The sequence below is a fragment of the Kitasatospora sp. NPDC059146 genome, from assembly GCF_042786665.1.
In the GTDB taxonomy this organism is placed as follows: Bacteria; Actinomycetota; Actinomycetes; order Streptomycetales; family Streptomycetaceae; genus Kitasatospora.
Genome location: NZ_JBHZCY010000006.1, coordinates 137372 through 148958, shown reverse-complemented (window position 1 = coordinate 148958; position 11587 = coordinate 137372). Strand labels below are relative to the sequence as shown.

Here is an 11587-nt window from a genome sequence, read left to right as displayed (position 1 = left end):
AGCCACCAGCCCCTCCGCCGCCGGGCACAGCTCCCGCCCCGGCCGCGCCGGGCTCGCGCTCGTCGCCGAGCACCACGGCCGCCCAGGCCGGGGTGTTGCTGATGTCGGCCGTGGAGTCGAGCGGCACCAGCACGTTGGTCTCGGGGTAGTAGGCCGCCGCGCCGCCGCGGGCGACGGGGTAGTGGACGACCCGGAAGTGCGGGGCGCGGCGTTCGGTGCCGTCCGTCCACTCGCTGACCAGGTCGACGTACCGGCCCTCGGCGAGGTCGAGTTCGGCGGCGTCCGCCGGGTTGACCAGGACGACGCGGCGGCCGCCCTTGATCCCGCGGTAGCGGTCGTCCAGGCCGTAGATCGTGGTGTTGTACTGGTCGTGCGAGCGCAGGGTCTGCAGCAGCAGCCGGCCCGGCGGGACCTCGGGGGCGGTCAGCGGGTTGACCGTGAAGTTGGCCTTCCCGGTGGCGGTGGGGAAGGTGCGGGTGTCCCGGGGGCCGTGCGGGAGGGTGAAGCCGCCGGGGCGGCGGACCTTCTCGTTGAAGTCCTCGAAGCCCGGCACCACCCGGGCGATCCGGGCGCGCAGGGTGTCGTAGTCGGTCGCGAAGTCCTCCCACGGCAGGGTGTCCCGCGGGCCGAGGACGGCGCGGGCGAGGCGGCAGACGATCGCCGTCTCGGAGAGCAGTCCCGGCGCGGGCGGGCGCAGTCCGCCGCGCGAGGAGTGGACCTGGCCCATCGAGTCCTCGACGCTGACGAACTGGGCGCCGGCGGCGGTGACGTCCCGGTCGGTGCGGCCCAGGGTGGGCAGGATCAGGGCGCGGGCGCCGGTCACCACGTGCGAGCGGTTGAGCTTGGTGGAGACGTGGACGGTCAGCCGGCAGCGGCGCATCGCGGCCTCGGTGACCTCGGTGTCCGGGGTCGCGGCGACGAAGTTGCCGCCCATCGCGAAGAACACCTTGACCTTGCCGTCGCGCATCGCGCGGATGGTGTCCACCGAGTCGAGGCCGTGCGCGCGCGGCGGCTCGAAGCCGAACTCGTTCTCCAGCGCGTCGAGGAAGGCCTTGGCGGGCCGCTCGAAGATGCCCATGGTGCGGTCGCCCTGGACGTTGCTGTGCCCGCGCACGGGGCAGACCCCGGCGCCCGGGCGGCCCACGTTGCCGCGCAGCAGCAGGAAGTTGACCACCTCGCGGATGGTCGGCACCGCGTGCTTGTGCTGGGTGAGGCCCATCGCCCAGCAGACGATGATCTTCTTCGAGGCCAGCACCAGCCGGCCGAGCTCCTCGATCTGCTCCCAGGGCAGACCGGTCGCCGCGAGCACCTCGTCGCGGTCCGTCTTCCCGGCCTGCTCCTCGAACTCCTCGAAACCGTGGCAGTGTTCGGCGACGAAGGCGCGGTCGACGCCGTCCGCCTCCAGGACCATCCGGTTGAGCGCGCGGAACAGCGCCAGGTCGCCGCCGAGGCGGATCTGCAGGAAGAGGTCGGTCAGCTTGGTGCCGTGGCCGACCAGGCCGCGGGCGTTCTGCGGGTTCTTGAACCGCTCCAGGCCCGCCTCCGGCAGCGGGTTGACGCTCACCACGGTGGCGCCGGCCCGCTTGGCGCGCTCCAGCGCGGAGAGCATCCGGGGGTGGTTGGTGCCCGGGTTCTGGCCGGCCACGATGATCAGGTCGGCCTGGTAGAGGTCCTTGAGGCTGACGCTGCCCTTGCCGACGCCGAGCGTCTCGGTGAGCGCCGAACCGGACGACTCGTGGCACATGTTGGAGCAGTCCGGCAGGTTGTTGGTGCCGAGCCGGCGGGCGAACAGCTGGTACGCGAAGGCGGCCTCGTTGCTGGTGCGGCCGGAGGTGTAGAAGGCGGCGCCGTCCGGGGTGTCCAGGGCGCGCAGCTCCTCGGCGATCAGCGCGAAGGCGTCGTCCCAGGAGACCGGGGTGTAGTGGGTGGCGCCCTCCTCCAGCAGCATCGGCTCGGTGAGCCGGCCCTGCTGGCCCAGCCAGTAGCCGGAGCGGTCGGCCAGGTCGGCGACCGGGTGGGCGGCGAAGAACTCGGCCCGGATCCGGCGCTCGGTGGCCTCCTCGGCGACGGCCTTGGCGCCGTTCTCGCAGAACTCGGCGGTGTGCGTCTTCCCCGGCTCCGGCCAGGCGCAGCCGGGGCAGTCGAAGCCGTCCGGCTGGTTGACCTTGCGCAGGGTGGCGAGGGTGCGCCGGGCGCCCATCTGCTCGGCGGCCATCCGCAGGCTGTGACCGACGGCGGGCAGGCCGGCGGCCGCGTGCTGGGGCGCGGACACCTCGGGGGCGTCCTGCGCCGGGTCGCTCTGCGGGGCCTGCTTGGCCATGACTGCGCTCCTCGGGCTGTACGGGTGGAGCCGTCGCACCGTCGCGGGGCTCCTCCCCATCCTTCCACCTGGGCCGTCGGGTGGGGAGGGCCGTCGGGTGGGGAGGGCCGTCGGTAGAGTCTGGGCGTCACCACGGGAGGGGGAGGGCGCGTGCGAGTCGGGGACGTTCTGGACGGCCGGTACGAGCTGCAGGAGAAGCTCGGCCAGGGCGGGTTCGGAGTGGTCTGGCGGGCCCAGGACACCCGGATGCGGCGGCCGGTGGCGGTCAAGGTCATCGGGCACCACGGCGGCGACCGGGCGAAGGCCGCACTGCGCTTCGTCCGGGAGGCCTGCGCGGCCGGGAACCTCTCGCACCCGCACATCGTCACCGTGCACGACCTGGGGCAGAGCGAACTCGGCGACCAGCAGGTCACCTTCCTGGTGATGGAGCTGCTCACCGGCCGCACCCTGACCGAGGTGCTCCGGGCCGGACCGCCCGAGCCCGCGCTCAGCCTGCGCTGGGGGCGGGAGATCTGCGGGGCCCTGGCGGCCGCGCACGACGCGGGCATGGTGCACCGGGACATCAAGCCGGACAACGTGATGATCACCGACGCCGGGCACCTCAAGGTGCTGGACTTCGGCATCGCCCAGCTGGACACCGGAGCCGGCGGGCTGACCACCACCGGCACGATCGTCGGCAGCCCCGCCTACATGGCGCCGGAGCGGTGGACCGGCGGCCGGGTGGACGGGCGGGCGGACCTCTACGCGCTGGGCTGCGTCTTGGTCGAACTCTTCACCGGGGCACGGCCGTTCGGCGGGGACTCGACGCCGGTGCTGATGTACCAGCACCTCAACGAGCCGCCCCCGGCCCTCGACCCGGCCCGGTTCGGGCTGCCGCCGCAGGTGGCCGGGCTGGTCGCGGAGCTGCTGGCGAAGGAGCCGGCGGAGCGGCCGGCCGACGCCCGGACGGTCGAGCGGCGGCTCGCCGAGCTGGCCACGCCTGCTGCGCCCGTCGCCCCTGCTGTGCCCGTTTCCCCTGCCGTGCCCGTCGCCCCTGCCGTGCCCGTCGCTCCTGCTGTGCCCGCTGCTCCGGCCGCGCCGCCCGCGGTGCCGCCGGTCGTACCGCCGGCGCGGCCCGTGCCTTCGGTGCCTTCGCCGCCTTCGGTGCCGCCCGCGGCTCCCGCGATTCCTGCGGCGCCCTCCGTACTGTCCCCGCTGACCACCCCGCCGGTGGTCGCGGCCCCCGCGTCCGAGGACGCCGTCCGGGCCGAGCTGCGCGAGCGCCGGGCGGCCGCGTACCGGGCCGCGACGGCGGGCGAGTCGGCGATCCTGCTGCAGGCGGTCGCCCAGGAGAGCGTCACCGCGCTCGGCGCGGCCGACCGGGACACTCTGGGCGCCTGGCGGGACTTCACCTGGTACCTCAGCCGGACCGGGGACCTGGACGGCGCGATCCGGCTGCTCTCCAGCGTGGTGGCCGACATGCGCTCCGCGCTCGGCCCGACCGACCCGGACACCCTCGGAGCCCGCTACCACCTCGCCTGGTGCATCGGCGAGAGCGGTTCGGCGGTCACCGCGGTCCGGCTGCTGCGCGAACTGCTGCCCGACCTGGCCGCGGTCTGGGGCCCGCAGGACGGCCGGGTCCTCAAGGCCCGGCACGACCTCGCCGTCCACCAGGCCAACCGGGGCGACCTCCAGGGCGCGGTGGTGCACTTGCACGGGCTGCTGCCCGAACTGGCCCGGGCCCTGGGCGACCACCACCCGAGCACCGTCCAGGCCTGGCAGGACCTGGCCGGCTACCAGCAGCGGCTGGCGCAGACCGGCCGCAAGGGCGGCGGCCACCGCCGCCGGGCGCCGCGGATGAGCCCGATCGAGGCCCTGGTGCTGGTCCGGCGGCTGCGGGTGTGGGACTTCGGCACCGACGAGGAGGCGGCCGCCTGCGTCGGCGCGCTGGAGCGGGGCATCGGCCTCAAGGGCGTCGCCGACCTGGTGTTCGAGGCGCCGGACCACGTCTCGGACGAGGACGTGGTGGAGGAGATCTTCGGCCCCTGAGGGCGGGGCGGGACGCTGCCCGGGCCGCTCGCTAGAGTCGGTGGGTACACAGCCGATGGGGGGAGGGCAGGTGCGGGTCGGTGACGTCCTCGACGACCGGTACGAGCTCCAGGAGAAGCTCGGCCAGGGCGGGTTCGGGGTGGTCTGGCGGGCTCAGGACACCCGGGTCGGGCGGCCGGTGGCGGTCAAGGTCATCCGGCACGACGACGGCGACCAGGCGAAGGCCGCGCTGCGGTTCGCCCGGGAGGCCTCGGCGGCGGGCAACCTGTCGCACCCGCACATCGTCACGGTGCACGACCTCGGCCACGGCGAGGCCGACGAGCAGCAGGTCACCTACCTGGTGATGGAGCTGCTCACCGGCCGCACCCTGACCCAGGTGATCCGGGAGGGCCGGCCGGATCCGCAGGTGGGCCTGCGCTGGGCCCGGCAGATCTGCGAGGCGCTGGCGGCCGCGCACGACGCGGGGATGGTCCACCGGGACATCAAGCCGGACAACGTGATGATCACCGAGGACGGCCTGCCCAAGGTGCTGGACTTCGGCATCGCCCAACTGGACGTCGGGGCAAGCGGGTTGACCACCGTCGGAACGGTGATCGGCAGCCCGCCGTACATGGCGCCGGAGCGGTGGACCGGCGGCCGGGTGGACGGGCGGGCGGACCTCTACGCGCTGGGCTGCGTCCTGGTCGAACTCTTCACCGGGAAGCGGCTGTTCACCGGGGACTCGACGCCGGTGCTGATGTACCAGCACCTCAACGAGCCGCCCCCGGCGGTGGATCCGGTGAAGTACGGTCTGCCGCTCCGGCTCCCCGAGCTGTTGGGCCGGTTGCTGGCGAAGGAGCCGGCGGAGCGGCCGGCCGACGCCCGGACGGTCGCCCGGTGCTTCGCGGACCTCGCGGAGGGCCGGGAGCTGCCGCCGACGGCGACACCGGTCGACCGGGTCGGGGCTGAGTCGGCTGTCCCGGAACCGACGGTCCCGGACCCGACTGTCCTGGAGTCGGCCGCCCCGGAGCCGGCCGCCCCGAGAGCGGCGCCGGTGAAGCGGTCCGCGCCCGTCCGGCGGCGTGCTCCGGCCCGGGAGCCGAGGCTCCGGCCGGTGGGGCGGCCCGCGCTGCTGTACCCGGCGCCCCGGCAGATCGGGCGCCCCGTCGAACCGCCCGTGCCGGTCCAGGACGCGGCGGTCGTCCGGGCCCGGCTGGAGCGGGTCGTACGGGCGGTGCGGGACGAGCGTCCCGCGCTGGCCGCGCACCAGCTGCGACCGGTGGTGGAGGCCGCCGTACGGGCGCTCGGCGGGGCCGATCCGGAGGTGGTCGCCGCCCGGCGGGACCTCGCGTGGTACCTGGGCCGGTCCGGCCGCCCGGCCGATGGGGTCCGGCAACTGGAGGGCCTGATCGAGGACTTGACCTCGGCGTCCGGGCCGATCGATCCCGTCACCCTGGACGCGCGGTACGCGCTGACCGCACTGGTCCGGGAGAGCGGCCGCCCGGTCACCGCGATCCGGCTGCTGACCGCGCTGCTGCCCGCACTGAGGTCGGCCCAGGGCCCGCGCGGTCCGCTCGTCCTCCAGGCCGGGGCCGACCTCGCGGCCTGCCAGGCCGGGCGGGGCGACTTCGCGGGCGCGGTGGCCCGGCTGGAGGAGCTGCTGCCCCAGCTGGTCGAGGCCTTCGGCCCGACCGACCGGCGGTGCACCCAGGCCCGGCTGGACCTGGCGGAGTACCGGCAGCGGGCCCGGTCCCACCGTGGGCCGAACCGGCTCGCCCGGGCCTGGCGGGCGCGGATCGACCGCGACCGGGTGCTGGGGCTGGTCGGGTGGATCCGGAAGGCCGGCCAGGAGCCCGTCCCGGAGCTGGTCCGCGAGCTGGAGCGCGGGACGGGCGTCAAGGGTGCCGGGGAACGGGTGATCGCCGCGCCGCCCTTCGTCACGGACGAGGACCTGGTGGCGGAGATCCTCGGCCCCTGAACCCCTGAACCCCTGACCCCCCCGGGTCTCACCCCACCAGGGCCGCCGCCGGGAGTGCGGCCAGGGCGCGGAGCAGGGCCCGGGCGGCGGCGTCGTTCTGGCGGAAGCCCGGGGCGTTGGTGCGGGGCCGGGCGAAGGCGGCGGCCGCCCGGAGGCTGGTGTGCGGGCCGAGCGCGGTGCGGCGCGGGTGCGGGGCGCCGTCCAGGGCCGGGTCGATCAGCCGGCTGTCGGCGGGGTCGATGGTGACCAGCCCGGAGCGGTGGGTGTGCTCCGCGTCGCTCACCACCTCCTCCGCGACCCGCCCGGTGCGGTGCAGCGAGTCCAGCACCGGGTCGAGGGTGCGGGCCAGCGCGTGCTTGGGCAGGTACGCCTCGACCAGTGCGGTGGCGGTGACGGTGTGGCCGGGCACGGTGGCGCCGGAGGCCCGCCAGGTGCCGGTGGCCTCGTCCCGCTCGATCCGCACGCCCGCGCCGAGGAAGTGCACCACCCCGGCCTCGGAGAGCGCGAGCAGCTGGCGCAGCCGGAAGCCGGGCGGGCCGGAGGCGAGGAAGCTGAAGTAGCCGAAGAACCACTCGTCGACGTCCTCGGCGACCGAGCGGGCGGTGAGCCGGCCGGAGGCGAGGATCCGGGGGAGCTGGCCGAACAGCGACAGCAGGGCGAGGAAGGCGCCCAGGTCGGCGCTGTGGGCCGGGTCGGCGCGGCGGTCGGCGTCGGCGGTGACGTAGGCGCGCAGGTGGGTCTGGAGCTCCTCGGCGGAGCCGAGTTCGAGCCCGGCCAGCGGGTGGTCGAGCCGTTCGAAGTCGATCCGGTCGGCCGGGTCGGGGACGGCCTCGGCGACGAGTGCGGCCAGTTCGGGGGAGTACCAGTCGTGCCGGTCGTACCGGGCGAGGAAGGCGGTCCAGGGCAGCGCGGTGCGCTCCGGGTGGGCGTGGAACAGCTCGTGGTAGTGCCCGAAGCCGACCTCCTTGGCCATCGACGGCCAGACGTCACGGCGCAGCCGCAGCGGTCGGCCGGTGGCGAGCAGGGCGTCCACGGCGGCCGCGTCGAAGTACCGGGGGAGCGGGGCGGGCGGCCCCTGGAGCCGGTAGTCGGTCTTGGAGTGGTAGGGCACGCCGCGCCGGGAGCCCAGGTGCAGCACCGGTTCGCGGCCGGACGGGAGGTAGCGCAGGGCGGGCCCGTCCCCGGTGGGTTCGAAGCGGCCGCCGCGCCCCTCGGTGAGCATCGCGACCAGGTCGACGGAGGCCAGGCCGAAGCCGCGCAGTGCCACCTGCTCGCCGGGGGCGATCCGGGCCAACTCGGCCTCGACGTCGGCGGAGTAGGCGGGTGGCAGGTGGAAGCGGCCGTGCCGGGCGGCGAAGGCGGCGTCCTCGGCGTACCGGGGGTGCGGGGCGGAGTCGAGGTGGCCGAGGGTGAGGGTGACGTGGTCGGCGGTGAGGGTGGTGCCGTCCAGGTGGACGGTCTGCGGGCCGTCGGCCGGTCCGTCGATCCGCCGGACGGTGGCCCGGTGGACGGTGACCGTGACGTGGGCCGGCAGGTCGGCGACGGCGCGGCGGAACACCCAGTCCAGGTAGGCGCTCTGGGCGCGCCGGGTGGGGAAGTCGGTGGGCGCCAGGGCGCTCAGCTCGGCCCGTACGGCCGGGTCGGCGACCTCCCGGTAGGGCGCGAACTCCCGTTGCCGTAGGGCCCATTCGGCCAGTGAGGGGCCGGGGCGGACCGGGCCCTCGACGGTGGAGCGCTCGTCGGTGAACATGGTGACGTCCTCGGCCATCGAGTTCATCCGCAGCAGCGGGGACTGGTCGTGGCGCCAGATCCGGCCCGCGCCGGGCGGGTACGGGTCGACCAGGTGGATCTCCAACGGCCGGTCGGCGGGCAGGAGTTCGGCCGCGTTGGCGGCGATCCGCTCCAGCAGTCCGGTGCCGCGCGGCCCGGCGCCGACGATCACGAGCGTCGTCGTCATGCCCGGACCACCCGGGCGAGGGCGGCGCGGGCGCGCTGCAGCGGGGTGGGCGGCAGGCCGTCCCGGCTGGCGCCCCTGGCGAAGTGGCGTTCGACGTAGTACTGGCCGATCGACAGCACGGTGGTGACCACCAGGTACCAGAGGGTGGCGACCATCAGCATCGGGATGACCTGGTAGGACTGCAGGTAGACCAGTTGCACCGAGTAGAGCAGGTCGGAGACGGCCAGCACGCTGACGATGCTGGTGCCCTTGAGCGCCCCGATCAGCATGTTCCCGGCGCTCGGCACGATCGCGCGCATCGCCTGCGGCACCACGATCCGGCGCAGCACCCGCCACCGGCCGAGCCCGAGCGCGGCGGCCGCCTCCAGCTGGCCGCGGTCGACGGACAGGATGCCGCCGCGGATCACCTCGGCGGCGTACGCGCTCTCCAGCAGGGTGAGGCCGATGACGGCGGTCAGGGTGGGGCCGATCAGGTTGACGGTCTTGACCGTGACGAACTCGGGGCCGAAGGGGATGCCGAGGCCGAGCGTCGGGTAGAGCGCGCCGATGTTGAAGAAGAACAGCAGCTGCACCAGCGGCGGGGTGGAGCGGAAGATCCAGATGTAGCCCCAACTGAGTGTGCGCAGCACCGGGTTGGTGGACAGCCGCATGGTGGCGAGGACGGTGCCGAGGACGAAGCCGAGGGCGAGGGTGACGGCGGTCAGCCACAGGGTGAGGGTCAGGCCGTCGAGGACGGACCGGGCGGTGAACCACTCGGCGACCACGTCCCACTGGAAGGCCTTGTTGCGGACCACCGAGCCGACCGCCATCGCGGCCAGCAGCAGGGCGACGGCCGCGGCGATCCACTGCCCGGGCCTGCGGCGGGCGACGATCCGGGCCTCGGGGGGTGGTGGCGGGCTCCCGGTGAGGGCGGGTGCGGGTGCGGGGACTGGTGCGGGGGCGGGGGCGGGCAGGACGTCCTGCGGGGTGGCCATGGCGGCGGCTCCTGGGCGGAGTGCGGGCGGGGAGAGGTACGGGTGTGATCACGTACGGGCCCTCGGGCACCGGCCCGCGTCCCTCAACGCGTCCGGTGCAGCGCACTGCACTCCGCGTCGATCGTACGCATGCGCGATCGACGGCTGTCAAGGGTGATCGGGGGCCGGCCGGGGCGCGGTCGGGGCCGCCCGGGGGTGGGGGGAGAAGCGACAGGAGATCGCAACAGTGCGGCAATGATGCACGGTTGACGTACCGCTCGGCCGACTGCTCAACTTGAGGCCATGTACGCCGAGCAGCCCCTGGTCACCCGCGACCACATCGACTTCGGTCGGGTGTGGTCCGCGGCGTGTCGCGGCTGACCCGGCAGCGGGCCGCCCGTCCGGCCCTGAATCCCTTCGGGGAGACCTCCCTCGGTGTGCCCCGTCGCGGGCCGGGAACCATGGTCCGTCGCGGTAGTTGACGGATCGTCAGGCGCACGCTGCCGCCTCGCCTCCACCGCCCTCGTTCTGCGCTCCGGCAGTTCCGCTCGCGTCCGTCCTCCTCCTGCGCTCCTCCTCCCGCGTCCGCGCCACCGCATGCCCGCTCCACCGCCCCGCGCCCGACGGCCGCGCCCCGCCGCGGCCGCCTCCGGCCTGCCCACCCGCAGCCCGCCGGAGTCAGTCACCCGAAAGGTTCCGCCATGCCCGTCGAATTCCTCGGCATCGCCGCCACCGGCGACGGTTCGGAGACCAACCCGCGCACCACCGCCGCCTTCGACCGCGACTACACCCTGCGGCTGGCCCGGGCGCACGAGGACCACGGCTGGGACCGGGTGCTCTTCGCGTACGGCTCCGGCTCCCCGGAGCCCGCGGCGGCGGCGGCCTTCCTCGCCTCGCGCCTCGACAAGCTGCAGATCCTGCTCGCCCACCGGCCGAACGTGTCCTACCCGACCTTCGCCGCCAAGACCTTCGCGACCCTCGACCAGGTCAGCGAGGGCCGGCTGACCGTCCACTTCATCACCGGCGGCACCGACCACGAGCAGCAGCGCGAGGGCGACTTCCTCAGCAAGGACCAGCGCTACGAGCGCACCCGCGAGTACATCGGCATCGTGAAGAAGGCCTGGACCAGCCGGGAGCCCTTCGACCACGAGGGCACGCACTACCGCTTCCACGACTTCGTCTCCGACGTCTTCCCGGTCCAGCAGCCGCGCCCGGCGGTCTCCTTCGGCGGCTCCTCGGACGCCGCCTACGCGGCCGGCGGGGCCGAGGCCGACATCTACTGCCTGTGGGGCGAGCCGCTGGCCCGCACCGCCGAGCAGATCGAGCGGGTGCGGGAGGCGGCCCGGGCCGCCGGGCGGAGCGACCTGCCGCGGATCCAGGTGGCGTTCCGGCCGATCATCGCGCCCACCGAGGAACTGGCCTGGGAGAAGGCGCACCGCACGGTGGCCGCCATCCGGGCCCGCCGGGAGAGCGGGGAGCCGGTGACCAGGCGCCGCCCGGTCGGCGGGGCCCCGGAGAACACCGGGTCGCAGCGGCTGATCGAGATCGCCGAGGCCGGCGAGCGCTACGACCGCGCGCTGTGGACCCCGACCGCCGCAGCCACCGGCGGGGCCGGCAACTCCAACGCGCTGGTCGGCACCCCGGAGACGGTCGCCCAGGCGCTGCTGGACTACTACGACCTCGGCGTGGACATCCTCTCCGCGCGCGGCTACGACCTGCTGGACGACGCGATCGACTTCGGCCGGTACGTGATCCCGATCGTCCGCGAGGAGGTCGCCAAGCGCGACGCGGCCAGGGCGGAGGCCGAGGCCGAGGCGGCGGCCCGCGCCGAGCGGGACCGGCACCAGCTGATCGCGGTGCAGGCGTGAGCCCGGCTCCGGGGTGGGAGTTCCGCCGGGTCACCCTGGCGGACCCGCTGGTGGCACCGCTGCTGCGCGAGCTCACCCACGAGTACGTCACCCGCTACGGCCCCGAGGCCCACCAGGAGATGACCCGCTACCCGGACGACGCCTTCGCCGAGCCGCACGGAGTGCTGCTGCTCCTGCTGGAGGACGGCGAGCCGGTGGCCGGCGGCGCGTACAAGCGCTACGACGAGCGGACCGCCGAGGTGAAGCGGATGTGGACCCACTCCGCGCACCGCCGCCGGGGCCTGGCCCGCCGGGTGCTCGCCGAACTGGAGCGGACCGCCGCGGCCGCCGGCTACCGCCGGATCCACCTCACCACCGGCCCGCGCCAGCCCGAGGCCAAGGGCCTCTACCTGGCGGCCGGCTACACCCCGCTGTTCGACGTCACGGCCGATCCCCTGACCATCGGCCCGCTCCCCTTCGAGAAGCCCCTGCCCGTGCTGGTCCCGTCCCACTGAAAGGCCCCCC

7 protein-coding genes are annotated in these 11587 nt (G+C 74.9%); 4 read left to right on the top strand and 3 right to left on the bottom strand.

Features of this window, described 5'->3' with window-relative positions:
* A partial coding sequence (locus ACFXPX_RS04390) for an FdhF/YdeP family oxidoreductase (RefSeq protein WP_380639566.1) occupies positions 1-2320 on the bottom strand: 2320 nt, incomplete at its 3' end.
* A 150-nt stretch (positions 2321-2470) separates the two neighbouring features.
* Here ACFXPX_RS04390 and ACFXPX_RS04385 point away from each other — a divergent pair.
* The gene (locus tag ACFXPX_RS04385; protein WP_380639564.1) at positions 2471-4348 is read left to right on the top strand and encodes a protein kinase; all 1878 of its coding nucleotides are present in this window, start codon (positions 2471-2473) and stop codon (positions 4346-4348) included.
* A gap of 70 nt (positions 4349-4418) precedes the next feature.
* Complete coding sequence (locus ACFXPX_RS04380; RefSeq protein WP_380639562.1) at positions 4419-6305, top strand: protein kinase; 1887 nt, start codon at positions 4419-4421, stop codon at positions 6303-6305.
* 28 nt (positions 6306-6333) lie between these two features.
* On the opposite strand, the gene ACFXPX_RS04375 is transcribed toward ACFXPX_RS04380, so the two are convergent.
* Positions 6334-8262, bottom strand: a complete 1929-nt coding sequence (locus tag ACFXPX_RS04375) for an FAD/NAD(P)-binding protein (protein ID WP_380522048.1) — start codon at positions 8260-8262, stop codon at positions 6334-6336.
* Positions 8259-9236, bottom strand: coding sequence for an amino acid ABC transporter permease (locus ACFXPX_RS04370; RefSeq protein WP_380586763.1), 978 nt, complete (start codon positions 9234-9236; stop codon positions 8259-8261). Before ACFXPX_RS04370 ends, ACFXPX_RS04375 begins: the two co-directional genes overlap by 4 nt.
* Before the next feature lie 680 nt (positions 9237-9916).
* Here ACFXPX_RS04370 and ACFXPX_RS04365 point away from each other — a divergent pair.
* Both ACFXPX_RS04365 and ACFXPX_RS04360 read left to right on the top strand, forming a co-directional pair.
* The gene (locus tag ACFXPX_RS04365) at positions 9917-11083 is read left to right on the top strand and encodes an LLM class flavin-dependent oxidoreductase (RefSeq protein WP_380639560.1); all 1167 of its coding nucleotides are present in this window, start codon (positions 9917-9919) and stop codon (positions 11081-11083) included.
* The gene (locus ACFXPX_RS04360; RefSeq protein WP_380586769.1) at positions 11080-11577 is read left to right on the top strand and encodes a GNAT family N-acetyltransferase; all 498 of its coding nucleotides are present in this window, start codon (positions 11080-11082) and stop codon (positions 11575-11577) included. Before ACFXPX_RS04365 ends, ACFXPX_RS04360 begins: the two co-directional genes overlap by 4 nt.
* The last annotated feature ends 10 nt before the right edge of the window (positions 11578-11587 follow it).

Excerpts from the sequence above, each read along its gene's own strand:
- ACFXPX_RS04375 (WP_380522048.1), bottom strand. The coding sequence starts at position 8,262 with ATGACGACGACGCTCGTGATCGTCGGCGCCGGGCCGCGCGGCACCGGA.
- ACFXPX_RS04370 (WP_380586763.1), bottom strand. The coding sequence starts at position 9,236 with ATGGCCACCCCGCAGGACGTCCTGCCCGCCCCCGCCCCCGCACCAGTC.
- ACFXPX_RS04365 (WP_380639560.1), top strand. The coding sequence starts at position 9,917 with ATGCCCGTCGAATTCCTCGGCATCGCCGCCACCGGCGACGGTTCGGAG.